An 18040-nucleotide genomic window follows, 5' to 3' on the forward strand; every position below is an offset into this window, starting at 1 on the left:
AATCGAGCGATATAGCCAAGCAATTATAAATCAAATCTTATGAGAAATAACAAATTGAAACCATTTGACGGAATAAAGTTTTCTTTGTTTCGTTCTACGCAGCTGCGTAAAAATTTGTTGCATTCAGATGGTGTTAGGGATGTACCTTATTACAATTGGCGGAGCCGGGTGAATATTGGCTTCTTGCTGGTGTTCGTTTCAACTACCATTCAGGCAAACGATAGTTATGCGACCACGACAGTGCTTTTGGATAGCCCCCGTAAGCAGGTTCGATGGATATCTCAAAAGTCTATTGCTGTCGTAGGCAAGGTGTTGGATGAAAAAGGAATTCCGATAAAAGGGGTAACTGTGCGAATAAAATCAAGCAGTATGGTGACATCAACTGATCAGTCGGGAAGTTATGCATTTAAGGATGTTCCCGAAAATGCTGTTCTTGTATTTGCTTTTGTTGGAAAAAAAAGCCAAGAAGTTCAGGTCAATGGACGTATGAAAATAGATGTTGTTCTTGCAGATAATACGTTAATGATGGATGAAGTTGTAGCCATCGGCTATGGTACTACAAAACGGAAAGATCTGACAGGTTCAGTAGCCTCTATTAACGCCGAACAATTGAAAGATCTACCCACAGTATCTGTCCTTCAAGCCATATCCGGTCGTTTACCGGGGGTCAATGTCACCATAACGGAAGGTTCGCCTGATGCCCAGATAAAAGTCCGTGTCCGCGGTGGAAGTTCCATTACCCAGGACAATTCGCCCTTATATATTGTCGATGGATTTCGTGTAGCCAATATCAACGATATTCCGATGGCAGATATTGAAAATATAGATGTACTGAAAGATGCGGCCTCAACTGCAATATATGGTTCTGAAGGAGCCAATGGGGTTATCTTGATTACGACTAAATCTGGGAAAGGCGGAAATCCAAAAATTACTTTCAACTCCTATCTGGCAGCAAGTAAAGTGTACAACCTTACTGAGGTACTGTCCCCCTATGAGTATGTATACTGGCAGCGGGAGCTCGATCCTTCTATGGCTGCGAATAACAGTTTTAATTCCATGTATGGACTCTGGGAAGATGTGGATATCTATAAGTCCAAAGATGGACTTAATTGGCAGGATAAATTATATGGTAATACGGGGCTGCAGCAAAACTATAGCTTGGGAATGACGGGAGGTGACAAAGATGGAAGTCTGACCTATAACTTAAACTATACACACGACAATGAGGATTATATTATGTTAAACTCGGCTTACCAGCGGGATTATGTGAGCGCAAAGCTCAATAAAAAGATTAGTCCTAAGCTTTCCTTTGAGTTTAACTCGCGGATGTCAAACACAAAAATCACGGGCCCCAGTATCTCTGACGGGCGCAAGTTGCGGGAAGCTGTAAAATATGCGCCCGTTCGCAGTCTTGCATCGCTGACCGAAGGAGCCCTTGGTGGAGCGGAAGATATTACTTCAGCTGAAGCGCTGAGCTCACTCAACGACCCCGTTGTAAATGTTGTGAATGAGTATAAAGATCAAAATCGCTTTAATTTAATTTTTAATGCCGGGCTGAATTGGAAAATCGCCAGAGGATTGAGTTTTAATGCCAAAGGTTCTTATGGTTTCAATAAAAATTTTACGGATAATATCTGGATAAATGGTACGGGGCAGTCCAGCGCTAACGGTGGTCAACCCGTAGCGCGGCGAGAAGATCAAAAAGGGGCGCTGTGGTCATTCCAAAATGTGCTGACCTACGATTTCAAACTGCAAGAAAATAAACATCGTTTTACAATCGTTGGGGGGCAGGAGATGACAAATAGCGAGCAAAACGATATGCTGTTGGAGTCTAAATTTTATCCCAAAGATTTCTCAACCGATGACGTGTTAGCGATGTGGAATTATGGTATTCCATCGCCTACCTACACCACCATTCGCGAACCGTCACGGACGACCTCCTTCTTCTCGAGGGTTAACTATACTTTTAGCGATCGCTATATTCTGACATTGACGGGTAGGGCAGATGGTAAAAATGTATTTGCGCCCGGCAATCAATGGGGATTTTTTCCAGGTGCGGCTTTTGCCTGGAGATTTTCGGATGAGTCTTTCATGTCAGGTACCAAAGCTTGGCTTTCTGATGCAAAATTGCGCTTGAGCCACGGCTCTGTCGGTAACGCGCGCGTGGGATCTTATTGGCGGCAGGACTATGATTTTATTAATGCGGCAAATCAATTGTATTATATTGGAGAAACTCCACAGAGTGCGTTACGTACGAAGACCACGCTGAAGAACGAAAATCTAACATGGGAAAGCACAGTTTCTAGCAATATAGGTTTGGATCTTTCCTTGTTTAAGAACCGGTTGAACCTTACTGTTGATGCTTATAATAATATTACAAACGATTTAATCCTTCAGGTACCGTTGCCGTCGAGCTCGGGATATGCCAACCAGTATCAGAATGTAGGTAGTACTTCCAATAGGGGAATTGAGTTTTCGGCATCTGCAGTATTGGTGGAAAAAAAAGATTTTCGTTTATCAGCAGACTTTAACATTGCTTTTAATCGCAATAAGATTCGTAAGCTGATTGATGGTCTGAATGAAATGACAACGCCAGCCTCTCCATGGCTGGATTTTGGACGTGATGATTTTAGGGCCATTGTTGGACAGCCACTGGGATTGATGTATGGTTTTAAACAAGATGGTTTCTATTCTTTTGATGATTTTACTTTTGATGGTACGCAAAATAGATGGCTATTAAATGAAGGAGTGGTGGATGCTTCGAAAGTAATGTCCAGAGGGGGGAATTATTTTGGCCCAGGTCATATTAAACTTGAGAAGTTGGGCGGAGAAGGTCAGGTAATTACATTGGAGGATGACAGAGCGGTGATTGGCCAAGCACAACCAAAACACACAGGTGGTTTGATGTTGAATGTGCAGTACAAAAGCTTTGATCTGGCGGGTATGTTTAACTGGTCTTACGGCAACGACATATATAATGCAGATAAAATAGATTTCATGGCTTATGAAGGTTCTAAACGGTATCAGAATATCAGTAATGATATGAGGCTTTCACAACGTTTTACCACGATAAACCCTGCCACTGGTGCCAATATCATGTTTGGAAATGATGCCAATCCCGAGCTTTTCCGTGCGCTCAATGAAGGAAAGACGATGTGGAATCCTATGGCAGCAAATGGTCGTATTTTAACCGATTGGGCCATCGAAGACGGCTCCTTTCTCAGACTGAGCAATGTGACACTAGGCTACACCTTGCCGACACATATTGCTAAGCGGCTTCTTATGCAGAATTTACGCATTTATGTCGCTGGCTATAACCTGCATGTCTGGACAAAATATAGTGGACAGGATCCAGAGGTTGACACACAACGTAATCCATTGACTCCCGGGGTAGGATACTCTGCCTATCCGAAAGCGAGAAAGGTGTTGTTTGGATTAAATGTTACATTTTAAACACAAGAACATGAAAAATATAATCATCATTGCTGTTGTCATACTGGCCTGTATGAGTTCATGCAAAAAATATCTTGAAACCAGTTCTCCTTCTTCCCTAAGTGGAGAGACTGTATTTAAGACAAGTTCTATGACTAAAGCTGCGGTTATGGGACTGTATGGGAAAATGACCGATACCTATATCTATGGGCAGAAATTATCGGTCAACTGGCAAGGAGTATCGGATACGGAATCCAATGGGTCATTTAGCGAAACCGGATATATCTCTCAGACAGACGATTTTGGCGCCGGAAATTATTTCGGACACGCCAACAATTCTACGACAAGGTGGCAACGTTTGTTCGAGTTTGCAGAAATGGCAACCGCAGTCGTCGATGGTATCCGCAATTCACCGATTCTCGCGAGTGAAGCAAATAGCATGAAACCTCTTCTGGGAGAAGCGCTCACACTTAAATCGCTCGCATTTTTTGAGCTTGCGCGGTATTGGGGTGATATTCCGTATAAAAAAGAAGCTTCCAAGTCCGACCTGTCTAATGTGTACTTGCCAAAATCCGATAAGGATACGGTGTATCATTATTTGGTAAAGGACTTGGAAGAAGCACAGTCCTATCTTCCATACAAAGGCGGAAATAGTGAGTATGGTACAGTAGAACGTGTAACCAAAGGTTTCGCAAAAGGGCTGTTGGCACGTGTCGCATTATTTGCTGGCGGCTGGTCTCTCAGAGACAGTAAAGCATTTCCTAATTCAACTGCTGAGAAGCATCCGACAATACCTTCCAACAATGGCTATTATGTAGGTCGGCCTCAAAACTGGAAAGAATATTACCGTATCGCAGCAGAACAGGCCGCAGAATTGATCGGATCAGCAGATAACCCGCATCGTTTGGATCCAGATTTTGAGAATATATGGTCTTCCGTATGTGGTAATCGTCCAAATGCTTCAAATGAAAATTTGTTTGAAGTAGCATTTGGCATGGGTAACAATGGAGATATTGGCTCCTTGATGGGCTATGCTGTGGATGGAAATTCAAAGTATGGCTCCCGTGGATTCGGTGGTAGTTATGTAACCTCAACCGCATATTATTTTTATTCCTTCGACAGAGAAGATAAAAGGCGTGACGTGACGCTTAGCTGGATTGGCTATGGAGCTGACAATAAAGAGAAGGTGAGTAATAATCCGAATGATGTAAAATTTGGTAAATGGAGGATTTACTGGATGTCTAATTCCTATCTTGCTATGCACAAGACCGCGACAGGGCGTATCGCTACTGGAGTCAATTGGATACTAATGCGATACTCCGATATTTATCTCATGTATGCCGAAGCTCAAAGTCAGATTGAAAATCCTGATGCAGTACATGAAATGGCCAAAATATCACCGAGACAGGCTTTGGAAAAAGTTCGTGAAAGAGCATTTGGCGTCGGGTCTTCCAAAATACATGCGTATGATGCTAACTTTTTAGATGCAGTAATTAATGAACGTGCTTGGGAGTTTGGCGGTGAGTCTGTCCGTAAACAAGATCTGATTCGTTGGGGATTGCTTTATAAAAAAATTGAGGATATGAAAATGGCGCTATGTATTATGTATGATCATAGCAAACCAGTGAAAATATTTGATAAAACCTATCAGCCAGCACAATTTCCTTCGACAGTTTATTTCCGTTATAAAGATAACGAATATATTGATAAGGCTTCATTAAATTATTACGGTGATTTGCCTGCGGCTCCAGGTGGGGACTACATTTCTGTCAGATGGTTTCCTCAAGATGCTGCCAAGCCAGAAAAAGTAGAATCCGGAAAAGTATACAATTATACAATTTGGCCGATCAGAACATTATTGGCTGGAACAGGATTGATGGCTACGTACAATTATTCGGAATTTTTATCCACGTTGACCTATGGCGCGGAAATTCAAGCGCAGCTTAACCAGTATAAAATGGGCAATGGCGTCTGTAATTATCGGTACGTTTATCCGATATATATCGACGATATTCGGGAAGCAAGGGGCTACCTGAGTAATGCCTACGGTTATTAATATCAAGCAAATAGTTTTATGAAAAAGATACTTTTAAATAGCATAATGTTGCTGGCTCTGGTTTTAAACCTCTTTAGTTGTAAGAAAGCTAACGATTGGGAGGTGGATGCTTCACATCAGCGGCTTTTTAAATCACTAAAGTTTACTACTGGTGTAGTCGGTGCAACTTCAGTGGAAATTAACTATACAAAAACAGTAGCTGCGCAGAAATATATTTTTGAATTTAGTAAGGATAGTTTGCAGTTTGCCGAAATTGTTAAGACAGTGGAAATATTAGCTGATACGTTGACTCCCTTCGCACCATCCACCATTCCTGCAAGGGTTGAATATCGGACTTTATTTGATAATCTGGATGGCCTTACGGAGTATTCTGTCAGGATGAAAGGAGTAAATACAGAAACAGGTGAAGAATCAAATTATTCGCAATTATATTTTAAGACAGCTGCAGAGCAGTTATTTAGTAAACTGAATATTGGTGTGGATCATATTGAGCTCTATTGGCCTGTAACAGATCGTGTAACTCATGTTAGTGTTTTTGAACCAGTAAAGAATACTGAACTGCAGAAGATAACTTTGTCCCCTACTAATAAAGCCGATGGTCATCTCAAGATTGAAGGTTTACGGCCAGGAACAAGCTATCGTGTCGCAATTTTTAACGAGGAAAACGAGCGAGGAGCAAAGACAGTTAAAACCTTAGGTATAGCTGGAGGAGAGATGATAACAGTAAACCCTGGAGACGATATCCCTACGCTGATAAGCTCAGCTGTTGCCCAAGGAAAAACCAATATCGTGCTGGTATTTACAGGTGGTAAGACTTACGATTTGGCCAATTTACTGATACCTGCAGGAATCAGTAACCTAAATCTGACCGGCACCTCAGATGCCGGCGGCAATTATCCTAAGTTAAATCTTTTGGGGCTGCAATTGACCGATCTTGTCTTGGGTGAGGTCGTGTTTGAAAATCTCGAAATTTATGCAAACGGTAGCTCTTTTTTGATCTCTCAGGATAAAAATGGTGCAAGTGTAGCTGCCTACACTTTTAAAAATTGTTATATAGAAAGACTAGGTAGTGGGGTGGTACGCCTTAACAATGCTGTGACCGTGAAAGGGATAAACTTTGATCATTGTAGAGTCGATAAAATCGGAGGATATGGTGTGGTAAATATCGGTGGTAGCACCGCAAGTGTGGATTCGATCTCAATAACCAACAGTACCTTCACCGATCTGACAACGCAGTTGATGGACGTTCGCGTCGCTGTCGGAAAGATAGTTGTTGGCAATTGTACTTTTTATAATCAAAATGCAGCAATGACTCAATTGCTCCGCTTTGATACCGCTCGATTGCCTTTTTCCTTTGTTGGAAGCAACAATATTATTGCCGGAACGAACAGTGGTGGGCGTATAAACGCAACGAGCTACGATCATGCTGGTTTTGCGCTTAACGTATCGTTTGCTGGGAGCTATCGTACAAATGAATTGCAGATAGAGCGTACTTCCCGGGATTTTTCGGAGATCACTATTTTCAGCGGAACCGCGGAAGACTTATTTGTAAATCCGATGAATAAAGACTTTCGTATTAAAGCTGGTAATGGATTTGGTGGACGTGGTACTGCTGGAGATCCACGTTGGTTTGAATAGATTGAAATATGCATAATGTTAAATCAGGAAAGGTAAGTATGAACAAACTGATATGGTGCGGAATGTTGTGTTTGATATTTTATAACACACGAGTTTCTGCTCAGCATATTGCAGCTTTTCCGGGAGCTGAAGGCGGCGGAATGTTTACAAAAGGAGGTCGGGCTGGTACAGTCTATTATGTGAATACATTGCGTGATGACGACCAGGGTGATGCACAACTAAAAGAAGGCTCGTTACGCTGGTGCCTACGACAAGATGGGGCAAAAACAATTTTGTTTAAAGTAGGGGGGACAATATGGCTCCAACAACGATTGTCAATAAACAAGGGTGATTTGACGATAGCTGGGCAATCTGCTCCCGGTGAAGGAATTACGTTAGCGGGAAATCCTGTTTCAGTAGATGCGGATAATATAGTTATCCGATTTCTGCGTTTCCGTATGGGGGATCTGCAGCTCGCTGGCCGCGATGCTGACGGAGCGGATGCTCTTGGAGGACGCCAAAGGCAGCATATCATCATCGACCATTGCTCCATTAGCTGGAGTACGGATGAATGTGCTTCATTCTATGACAATAAAAATTTCACGATGCAATGGTGCATTATTTCTGAGAGTCTGCGTCTTTCTGGACATTCCAAAGGTCCACATGGTTATGGTGCTATTTGGGGGGGAGTTCATGCAACCTTTCACCACAACCTCCTTGCTCATCATGATAGTAGAAGCCCTCGATTGGGCCCAGGAGCCCTTTACGCAGGAAGCGATACGACAGATATTCGTAATAATGTAATTTACAATTGGAATGGCAATGGAGTATATGGCGGTGAAGCCATGTATGTTAATATCGTTAATAATTTGTATAAACCTGGGCCTGCTACGAATAGTAACATTAAGGATAGAATTATAGCCATTAATGCCAAAACAGAAGAGCACCCTTTTCCAAAGATCAAAGATGTATGGGGTAAATATTTTGTGAGCGGTAATCTACTGACCCACAATTCCAGCATTTCCGCAGATAATTGGCAGGGTGTGCGGATCGTCGGCGAACAGATTCAGTCGGGAATCAGATTAGATAAGGAGATACCTCTACAAGGAACGATCCATACCCACGACGCACAAACAGCTTACGAAAAAGTACTGACATATGCAGGTAACTCCTATGTACGTGATGCTGTCGATCAGCGCATCATTAACGAAACACGTAGTGGGAGTGCTACTTTTCAAGGAAAGAGCCCTCACAATGGCGAAGGGGGAAAATGGAAAAGCCTACAGTATCCCCGTAAAGGTTTGATCGATTCACAGCAGGATATTAATCCAGATCCTGTGGGTAATCGATATGGGGCCTGGCCATCGTTGGAGGCTGGCACAGCCATTCAAGATCATGACCGGGATGGAATACCAGATGGCTGGCTTAAAAAGAATTACCCCGAAAAACAAGCAACCGATCTAACCAAATCAGGCTATACATACCTAGAGGTGTATCTCAATAAATTGGTAGCTTCCATAACAGAGGGGCAGATCTGATATTTTATAGATTTTGTATAACAGATGAGTAAAACTAAAATAGATGTTTAAAAAAAATAAGAAAAAAGGGCTAAAGCTGGCATGCTTTTGTTTAGCACTCGGAGTATGCCAGCATATTAGCGCTCAGTCGGTAGATAGTCCATATCATTGGAATAATCTTCCTGAGGTGGAACGACCTCAATTTCGAAATGATACGATTAGTATCGAGAGGTTTGGAGCGAAGGGAGACGGCTATACCTTAAACACAAGTAGTATAAATGCGGCTATTCGTTCTAGTAGCAAAAGCGGTGGCGGTGTTGTCTTGGTGCCGGCCGGCTATTGGCTTTCAGGGCCAATAATATTACAGAGCAATGTGAACCTTCATTTGGAAGAAAACGCTTTTTTGCAGTTTACAGATGACTTCAACCAGTACAAAATTGTAGCAGGAAATTATGAAGGAAAAGTTTCGGCACGAAACGAATCACCCATCAGCGGTACAGAACTTGAGAATATTGCTATAACAGGCAAAGGTATTATCGATGGCAATGGAGATGCTTGGAGGATGGTTGGTAAAGGAGCATTGACAGAAAGCGAATGGAAAACTAAAGTTGCGTCCGGTGGTTTAATCAGTGCAGACGGCAAAACATGGTACCCCAGTGTCAAATCGAAGCTTGCGCATGAAGAAAGACGTTCTTTCTTGTTAGCTGAGGGCAAAAAATTGACTGACTTCGAGGATATCAAAGATTATTTAAGGCCTAACTTGTTAGTTTTGACCAAATGTAAGAATGTATTACTTGAAGGTGTGACCTTCCAAAATTCACCTGCCTGGAATTTACATCCCCTTATGACGCAGCATCTGACCATAAGAGATGTGAAAATCACAAACCCGGATTATGCCCAGAATGGAGACGGTATTGACATCGAATCATGTTCGAATGTACTAATAGAGCATTGCGTCCTGGATGTGGGTGACGATGCGATTTGTATTAAATCAGGTAAAGATGAAGAAGGACGCAAACGTGGGATTGCGACCGAACGCGTTATTATTCGCCATAATAAAGTCTATAAAGGACACGGTGGCTTTGTGGTGGGTAGTGAGATGTCCGGTGGCGCACGAGATATTTTTGTAGAAGACTGCACTTTTATGGGGACTGACAAAGGCTTGCGTTTTAAGACCACACGTGGTCGAGGCGGGATAGTGGAAAATATCCACATCCGCAATATCAATATGAATAATATTGTGCAGGAGGCTATATATTTTGATATGTACTATTGGACGAAGCCTCCACAGGCCAACGAAGTTCAAGAGGTCCCGCATGTAAGTATTGAAACCCCACGATTCCGTAATATATCAATCGATGCAATTACATGTAGGGGGGCTCAAGTTGGCATCTTTGTTCGGGGGTTGCCAGAGATGCCCGTGCAGCAGGTTAGCATGACCAATCTAAACATTGTTGCCAACAAAGTGATTGAGCTTAAAGATGCAATGGGTATTGTTGTGAAAAATGCATTCTTGCACTCGAAAGATGCTAAGATACCAACTATTTATATTGAAAATGCTTCTAACTTACGGTTTGAAGGTTTGAGATTTGACAAGAACATCTCTCCAGAATTAGAAGTAAATGGACTCAACTCAACGAATATTGTATTTAATAATTCGAACATAGATAAAAAGAAATTAAGTTTTAAACATGGCGCAAAAACTAATGCTGTCAAAATTAATTAGTCTATGAGATTGTGTAGAGATTTGAAGTACTGGATGTACAGACCTAACATTAATTTTTTGACTTAAATCTCCGTGTAAATGAAAAAGTTATTGACAATTCTCTTATCTTTTGCATATCTACTGACCCAGGGTCAAGAATCAATTCTGTTATACGATACAACAATGCCAAATAGTAAAGGGTTGAAGCTTTTAGATAGTATTGCTAACGAACGCGTGTATCAAGTTGCTGAGCCTCGGATTATTCCTTTTTTTGTTTCAAAACAAGAAAATTCAGGAACTGCAGTATTGATTATTCCTGGAGGAGGTTACGCCCGTTTGGCTTATGTGATCAGTGGCACACAGTTGGCCAAATGGTTTAATACAATTGGTATCAATGCGTTTGTGTTGCTTCATCGTTTGCCAAACTCGCCTGATGTGATCGATCGCTCGCTGGCTCCCTTGCAGGATGTACAGCGGGCAATCCGTGTTATTCGGTCTAAGACGGCTGAATGGCATATCGATCCCGGTCGTATTGGTGTGATGGGCTGTTCGGCCGGAGGACATCTTGCTGCTTCCTTATCGAGCATAGAACGGCCGATCAAAGTTCTGGGTGATGCGATAGATCAATTAAGCAGTAAACCCAATTTCAGCGTTTTGGTGTCACCCGTAATTACAATGAAGGGTGATCATGCCCATCAGGGAAGCGTGGATAATCTATTGGGTAAGGTCGCTGATGATTCTCAAAAAGAGCTGTTTAGTTTGCAGGCTCAGGTGACAGAGCGTACGCCGCCCACATTTTTGGTGCATGCTCAAAACGATAAGACTGTTTCTGTACAAAATAGCCTTTTATATTATCAAGCTTTACTAGAACATAAGATTACAGCCTCTTTGCATATTTTTCCACAGGGAGGACATGCCATCGCACTGGTCAACAATCCAGGGTCGACAGCAACTTGGCCAAGCATATTGGCAGCTTGGCTTCATGAAATTAAAATGATTAAACCATAAATCTATATCTTGATATGAATATCAAATATCTTATATTTTCTAGTGTTCTATTGCTGTTTTGGAAGTTTAGTTCATCGCAAGAATTGAAGTTACACTATGATAAAGCGGCTAGTAACTGGAACGAAGCATTGCCTTTGGGGAATGGGCGTATCGGTGCCATGGTATACGGTGGAGTTTCCCAAGAAGAGATTCAACTGAATGAAGAAACGATCTGGGCCGGACGCCCTGGAAACAATGTGCCTGAAGGCAAATACACGGATATTGTAAAGATTCGTCAGTTTTTAGTTGAGGGCAGGAATAAAGAAGCGCAGGAACTGTCGAATCTCGCTTTTCCAAGAGCTGCACCAGCAGGATTGGACTATGGCATGCCTTACCAAACTTTCGGTAGTCTATTGCTTGGATTTCCGACTCACCGTCACCCTGTTCAATATCGACGGGAGTTGGATTTAAATAAAGCGATAAGTACTGTTTCTTATCAAGTCGATGGCGTCCATTATCGAAGGGAAATGTTTACGTCACTGGTCGACAGTTTGCTGTTGATCCGCATCACTGCTGATAAAGCGAAAAGTATTTCAATGGATCTAAACTGGAAAAGTCCACATCAAAATATTGGCCTAGGCATAAATAATGGAGCATTATTTCTGCGGGGAAAAGGAGGTACGGTGGATTCTAAAGAAGGGCAGGTGGCATTCTATGGATTTGTTTATCCGCAGGTTAAAGGTGGTCAAATTAATCATCATGGTGAGCAGATTACAATTAAAAATGCAGATGAAGTAATTCTTTATGTATCCATTGGAACAAACTTCAAAAATTACAAGGATCTCTCCATCGATCCTGAACGAAAGGCCATACGAATTTTTGAAAAATCAAAAGGAATTTCTTACGCGAAAGCATTGGAGCAGCATGTGAGAAAATACCAGCAGTTCTTCAGTCGGGTGAAATTGGACCTTGGTAACAATGCGCAGGCAAAAAAAACAACGGATGTGCGGATTCGGGAATTTGCGACAAATTTTGATCCACAATTAGTTGCTCTTTATTTTCAATTTGGTCGTTATTTGTTGATTTCTTCTTCACAACCTGGAGGCCAGCCTGCCAATTTACAGGGGATTTGGAATGCCAAACTTTCTCCTCCTTGGGATAGTAAGTATACGATAAACATCAATACTGAAATGAACTATTGGCCGGCCGAGGTAGGGAATTTAAGTGAAATGCACGAACCATTGTTTAGTATGTTAAATGATCTTGCTGTTACAGGTCAAGAGAGTGCACAGAAAATGTACCATGCCAGAGGGTGGAATGCTCATCATAACACTGATTTATGGCGCATTACGGGGGTTGTAGATGGCGGTTTTTACGGTATGTGGCCAATGGGCGGAGCTTGGTTGAGCCAACACATTTGGCAACATTATCTGTATAAAGGAGACATGCAATTTTTGAAGGATTATTATCATGTATTGAAAGGAGCGGCTTTATTTTACCTGGATGTTTTGACGAAGGATCCATCTGGGAAATGGCTGGTCGTAAGTCCTTCCATCAGTCCTGAAAATAGCTATGAAGCAGGTAGTGTTGGGGTTTCAGCAGGCACGACAATGGATAATCAACTTGTGTTTGATGTCTTTAATAATTTTATCCGTGCATCCTACATTGTGGATGCTGATGTCGTATTGCGGGATTCTGTCAAACAAAGTCTGGCACAGTTGCCACCAATGCAAGTTGGTCAACATGGTCAGCTTCAGGAGTGGCTTAAAGATTTGGATAGAAAAAATGATCGTCACCGTCATATATCGCATCTATACGGATTGTTTCCATCTGGTCAGATTTCACCTTTTCGCAACCCTGAACTTGCTCAGGCAGCAAAAAACTCATTGATCTACCGCGGAGATAAGTCGACTGGTTGGTCTATGGGCTGGAAAGTAAATTGGTGGGCACGTTTGCTGGACGGTAATCAATCGTATAAATTGATCAAAGATCAATTGAGCCCAGCCCCAGAGGAACGGAAAGGACAACATGGTGGTACCTATCCTAATTTACTGGACGCCCATCCACCTTTTCAGATTGATGGTAATTTTGGCTGTACATCTGGAATCGCAGAGATGTTGGTGCAATCATATGATGGGAGCATATTTTTATTACCTGCTTGGCCAGATGAGCTACCGAATGGCGAAGTGAACGGTTTAGTCACTAGAGGTGGATTTATTATAGATATGAGCTGGAAAAATCGAAAGTTAACGAAATTAAAGGTCAACTCGACCTTAGGAGGCAATTGCCGTATTCGTATTAACTCTGGGAGTACACTCTATTTAGAAGGGAAGCGGTTGAAAAAAGCGAATGGAAAAAATACTAACTCCTTTTTTGACCTAGATGAAATCAAAAAACCATTGGTAATAACACAAAATAGTTCATTTGAAATTCCCGAAACAGTGCTTTATGATCTTTCTACCACGAAAGGTAAAGTTTATGAAATTGTTGTGAAATAAAACTTAAAATTCGAATTTATGCTAAATACCGATAAAAAAAAATGGAAATATGTTTGCCTGATGACCATTATGAGCTTCTGTAGTTCTTCATTGACTTTCGGACAAAATTATAATTCTCAGGTCTGGAGCCCGGATCTTGGAAATGGAAAATTCAAAAACCCTATCATCAATGCAGATTATTCCGATCCCGATGCTATCCGTGTAGGTGAAGATTATTATATGATTGCCTCAAGTTTTAATCACAGTCCAGGCCTGCCCATTCTACATTCTAAAGATATGATCAACTGGACGATTATAGGACATGCGTTGCAAAGGCAGTTACCGGAAGAGGTGTTCAATAAAGTGCAACACGGAGGTGGTGTATGGGCGCCTTCCATACGGTATCACGATGGAGAGTTTTATATTTATTATCCCGATCCGGATTTTGGGATTTATCAGATAAAGACCAAGAATATTCGGGGGCCATGGTCTGCTCCTACGTTGGTTTTCCAAGGGAAAGGATTGATCGATCCTTGTCCTTTTTGGGATGAAGATGGTCAGGCTTATTTAGCTTATGCCTATGCGGGGAGCAGAGCAGGCTTGAAAAGCGTGCTCGCTATCGCCAAGATGAGTACCGATGGAACTTCTGTATTGGACAGAGGTACGATCGTTTATGATGGACATGAATTGGATCCTACAATTGAAGGCCCCAAAGTATATAAGCGGAATGGATATTATTATTTGTTTGCACCAGCAGGTGGCGTATCAACGGGCTGGCAATTGATTTTGCGTTCGAAAAGTATTTATGGACCTTATGAACGCAAGGTGGCTATGGCCCAGAACAAGTCGACAGTTAATGGTCCACATCAGGGAGCATGGGTAGACACACCCTCAGGAGAAAACTGGTTCTTCCACTTTCAGGATAAAGAAGCCATGGGGCGTGTGGTCCATCTGCAGCCTATGGTTTGGAAAGCCGATTGGCCCATTATAGGCGTGGACATCGATGGAAATGGAGTAGGGACACCCGTGATGAGCTATAAAAAACCTAATGTAGGAAACCAGGTTATTGCTCTGATGAATCCTCAGGAATCGGATGAGTTTGATTCTCCTCATTTAGGACTGCAGTGGCAATGGCAGGCAAATCCGGATGGAAACTGGCTTATGCCATCACACGAAGGCAAACTTCGGCTTTATAGCCAGCAGCTTCCTGAAGGAAGTAAAAATCTGATGGCAGCGCCAAATATACTGACGCAAAAATTCCCTGCCGAAAATTTCAGTGCGACAGCAAAAATACGACTGCGTCCTAGCGAGAAGGAACTTGGTGAAAAAGCAGGATTGGTGGTGGTCGGCGAAGATTATAGTCAGTTTTTTATCCGTAAGGAAAAGGGCCACTTTCAACTTTATTATGGTAGTTGTGTCAATGCCTATTCGGGAGCTGAAGAGCAGGTCAGGCGCATCGCTACTTTGCCAGAAGACTTTGTCTACCTTCGTGTACAAGTTAAAAATGGAAAGACCTGCAGCTGGACGTATAGCTTGGATGGTAAAAAATATACAGTCGTGGAAAATGGCTTCCAAGCGAAACCTGGCAAATGGATAGGAGCCACATTAGGACTCTATGCCAGCCGCGAAAAGCATATCAATGATAGTGGCTATGCAGAAGTGGATTGGTTTCGAATAGATCAATAACATAGTTTTGACCCTTTAATAACTATGAAATTATTGGAATATTTTAAAGTTATGAATAAAGTTTATATATAAATATATTAGTTTGATAATGCAATTATTTTCTGATTTATGAGACGGATAAAATTAATTAAGATCTTGGTGGCAGTTTATCTAGTTGTTAGCCTGTCATTGTTAGGATCGGGATTGCGAGCGGCCAGCCTTGAAGTGATCACTGTAGACCAACACGGAAAAGGTGATTTCACAAGTATACAGGCAGCCGTGAATTCCGTTCGTGCTTTTCGTGCAGAACATGCGGTTCGGATTTGGATCAGGAAGGGAATTTATCACGAGAAAATAGTTATCCCAACTTATGTCGAAAATGTCCAGCTTGTTGGTGAGGATGCTGCCAATACCAAGATTATTTTTGATGATTATGCAGGTAAGTTGGTTGATTGTCCGGATGAGACAGGGCAGCCTAAGCTTGGGACTTTTAGTAGTTATACGCTATTGGTACGTGCAAATAGGGTGCTTATCAAGGATATAACTATCGAAAATGCAGCCGGACCAGTAGGGCAGGCCGTAGCACTTCATCTAGAAGGGGATCAGATAGCACTGGTTAATTGCCGTCTTTTGGGATTTCAGGACACCTTGTATCTGGGTAAAAGCGGTGCAAGAAGCTATTTTTCTGATTGCAGTATTAGCGGCACGACGGATTTTATCTTCGGGCCAGGCATTGCATTCTTTAAGAGTTGCCGACTGATTTCTTTGCGGAATTCGTATGTCACAGCAGCTTCTACGCCGCAGGGGCAATTTTATGGTTACGTTTTCGACCAATGTGATTTTGTAGCTGCAGATGAGTCTGTCGATAAAGTATTTCTTGGCAGGCCATGGCGTCCTTATGCAAATACGGTTCTGGTAGATTGTAACCTAGGAGCTCATATTATTCCTGAAGGCTGGAATGAATGGAAGGGAGATGTATTATTTCCAGATAAGGATAAGACCGTATTTTACGCCGAGTTGGGATCTAAGGGAGCAGGGGCATCGGAACTCTCAAAGCGAGTGACTTGGTCACATCAGTTGCCGGAAGATAAACGGGATGTTTATAAACTCGAAAAAGTAATGGAGGATTGGAAAGTTAAAGAAATGCTCGATGAAATGGAAAAATAAATATCGCTCACAGGCTCTTTTCTGGAGTACATTATTATTGTTTATGTTTTGCGATTCGGTGTGGGCCCAGAATCGAGACATTCCGAAAGATACGACTTATAATACGATGCGTGTATGGCGGCAGATCAAGAAAAGCTATCCCCATGCACGACCGGCTATGGACAGCCTAGGAGGAGATCTAAAGGTCGTACGTAATCTGGTATATGCACATCTAGCTCGAACCGATTTTGGCCCTCGGGATCTACATCTCGATGTTATCCGGCCAAATGACCAGCGAAAACATGCGGCAGTGATATGGATCCATGGTGGTGGATGGCGTTCTGGGCAGAAGGAAATGGATGTACCCATGGCACAGTTGCTGGCGAGAAAAGGGTATGTCTGCATTCCAGTGGAGTATCAATTATCTTTGGAGGCAAAATATCCCAATGCCTTACTCAATATCAAATCGGCAATTTTGTGGCTTAAAAATCATGCCGATCAGTACGATATCGACAGTAGCCGTATCGTGGTGGCGGGAAGTTCCGCAGGAGGTCACCTAGCGAGTCTGGTTGGATTGACAGGTAATGTGCCCGAATTTGAATCATTTCTTGAGTCTAAACACAGTACGCAGATTCAGGCTATTATTAATTTGGATGGAGTGGTGGATTTCATGGCTCCGCTTTCACTCAATTTAGAACGAAAGCCCGATTCTCCTGATGCCTTCTGGCTTGGAGGAACCTTTGCCGAAAAACCGTTAATATGGAAGGAGGCTTCGCCTATATTTTGGGCCAGAGAGGAACAGAAAATTCCGATGTTATTCATAAATAGCGGTCTTCCTAGATTCCATGCCGGACAAGATGAATTGGTCGGTATGCTAAAGCGTTGGGGGACGGCACATCAAGTGTATACATTTGATGTACAGGTTCACCCTTTCTGGCTTTTCCATCCTTGGGTGGATAAGTGCGTCGATGTTATTGACGAATTTTTAAAGAATAATTTAATAAATCCAGAGCGCTTTTAGTTTGAAAGTTTTTGATCAAAGAATTGAGTCTGCTCATATTGTAATTTTTCTGGGCAAGCTATATAGGTTAGTTGGCATTTTAGGCGTTGTGAAGTGAAATTTAAAAATAAACCCTACTTTAAATTAATTTAAAGTGGGGTTTATTTTTAAATGTGTCCCCGACGAGATTCGAACTCATATCGTCAGAACCGGAATCTGAAATTCTATCCATTGAACTACGGGGACCTGTCGCAAAGATATACTATTTTCTAGATCTTACAAATAATCTTTGCGATAAAATTCAATCTTTTAGCAGACTATTTTTAATGCCTTTTGTCGACAGCATTTTTATGTTTAACATTCGCTAATTCCCTATTTTTTTATTCGTGGGCTAATGATTTGTATATGAATGCATAGCATCTGGTTGATAGTATTGTA

Annotated in this window: 10 protein-coding genes and 1 tRNA gene; 10 read left to right on the top strand and 1 reads right to left on the bottom strand. The window is 42.0% G+C overall.

The window, feature by feature from the left end; translation table 11 throughout:
• The first annotated feature begins 39 nt into the window (after positions 1 to 39).
• The 10 genes from K2F45_RS09580 to K2F45_RS09625 all read left to right on the top strand — a co-directional run bounded on the left by K2F45_RS09580 (position 40) and on the right by K2F45_RS09625 (position 17623).
• Complete coding sequence (locus K2F45_RS09580) at positions 40 to 3453, top strand: SusC/RagA family TonB-linked outer membrane protein (protein ID WP_248933401.1); 3414 nt, start codon at positions 40 to 42, stop codon at positions 3451 to 3453.
• A 10-nt stretch (positions 3454 to 3463) separates the two neighbouring features.
• Positions 3464 to 5488, top strand: coding sequence for a RagB/SusD family nutrient uptake outer membrane protein (locus K2F45_RS09585; RefSeq protein WP_075994718.1), 2025 nt, complete (start codon positions 3464 to 3466; stop codon positions 5486 to 5488).
• A gap of 18 nt (positions 5489 to 5506) precedes the next feature.
• Positions 5507 to 7126, top strand: a complete 1620-nt coding sequence (locus K2F45_RS09590) for a DUF5123 domain-containing protein (protein WP_248933402.1) — start codon at positions 5507 to 5509, stop codon at positions 7124 to 7126.
• Between the two features lie 38 nt (positions 7127 to 7164).
• Positions 7165 to 8643: a pectate lyase family protein gene (locus K2F45_RS09595; RefSeq protein WP_157626011.1), complete on the top strand. Its 1479-nt coding sequence runs from the start codon at positions 7165 to 7167 to the stop codon at positions 8641 to 8643.
• Between the two features lie 166 nt (positions 8644 to 8809).
• Entirely contained in the window at positions 8810 to 10348 is a 1539-nt protein-coding gene (locus K2F45_RS09600) for a glycoside hydrolase family 28 protein (protein ID WP_248933403.1), read from the top strand.
• A gap of 78 nt (positions 10349 to 10426) precedes the next feature.
• A complete protein-coding gene (locus K2F45_RS09605; RefSeq protein ID WP_075991953.1) occupies positions 10427 to 11335 on the top strand; it encodes an alpha/beta hydrolase in 909 nt (302 codons plus the stop codon).
• 14 nt (positions 11336 to 11349) lie between these two features.
• The gene (locus tag K2F45_RS09610; RefSeq protein WP_075991954.1) at positions 11350 to 13812 is read left to right on the top strand and encodes a glycoside hydrolase family 95 protein; all 2463 of its coding nucleotides are present in this window, start codon (positions 11350 to 11352) and stop codon (positions 13810 to 13812) included.
• An 18-nt stretch (positions 13813 to 13830) separates the two neighbouring features.
• Positions 13831 to 15477 carry a glycoside hydrolase family 43 protein gene (locus tag K2F45_RS09615; RefSeq protein WP_248933404.1) on the top strand — a complete coding sequence of 549 codons (1647 nt, stop codon included), beginning with the start codon at positions 13831 to 13833 and terminating at the stop codon, positions 15475 to 15477.
• Positions 15478 to 15585: 108 nt separating this feature from the next.
• A complete protein-coding gene (locus K2F45_RS09620; protein ID WP_088161020.1) occupies positions 15586 to 16623 on the top strand; it encodes a pectinesterase family protein in 1038 nt (345 codons plus the stop codon).
• A complete protein-coding gene (locus K2F45_RS09625) occupies positions 16607 to 17623 on the top strand; it encodes an alpha/beta hydrolase (RefSeq protein ID WP_075991955.1) in 1017 nt (338 codons plus the stop codon). Before K2F45_RS09620 ends, K2F45_RS09625 begins: the two co-directional genes overlap by 17 nt.
• Before the next feature lie 153 nt (positions 17624 to 17776).
• Here K2F45_RS09625 and K2F45_RS09630 read toward each other — a convergent pair.
• Positions 17777 to 17848 (bottom strand) — tRNA-Arg (locus K2F45_RS09630).
• Positions 17849 to 18040: the final 192 nt, after the last annotated feature.

It is taken from the genome of Sphingobacterium siyangense (genome assembly GCF_023277505.1).
GTDB classification, from domain to species: Bacteria; Bacteroidota; Bacteroidia; order Sphingobacteriales; family Sphingobacteriaceae; genus Sphingobacterium; species Sphingobacterium siyangense.

Bases quoted from the DNA above. Each gene is read 5' to 3' on its own strand.
- K2F45_RS09580 (WP_248933401.1), top strand. From the start codon at position 40: ATGAGAAATAACAAATTGAAACCATTTGACGGAATAAAGTTTTCTTTG.
- K2F45_RS09585 (WP_075994718.1), top strand. From the start codon at position 3,464: ATGAAAAATATAATCATCATTGCTGTTGTCATACTGGCCTGTATGAGT.
- K2F45_RS09590 (WP_248933402.1), top strand. From the start codon at position 5,507: ATGAAAAAGATACTTTTAAATAGCATAATGTTGCTGGCTCTGGTTTTA.
- K2F45_RS09595 (WP_157626011.1), top strand. From the start codon at position 7,165: ATGAACAAACTGATATGGTGCGGAATGTTGTGTTTGATATTTTATAAC.
- K2F45_RS09605 (WP_075991953.1), top strand. From the start codon at position 10,427: ATGAAAAAGTTATTGACAATTCTCTTATCTTTTGCATATCTACTGACC.
- K2F45_RS09610 (WP_075991954.1), top strand. From the start codon at position 11,350: ATGAATATCAAATATCTTATATTTTCTAGTGTTCTATTGCTGTTTTGG.
- K2F45_RS09615 (WP_248933404.1), top strand. From the start codon at position 13,831: ATGCTAAATACCGATAAAAAAAAATGGAAATATGTTTGCCTGATGACC.
- K2F45_RS09620 (WP_088161020.1), top strand. From the start codon at position 15,586: ATGAGACGGATAAAATTAATTAAGATCTTGGTGGCAGTTTATCTAGTT.
- K2F45_RS09625 (WP_075991955.1), top strand. From the start codon at position 16,607: ATGAAATGGAAAAATAAATATCGCTCACAGGCTCTTTTCTGGAGTACA.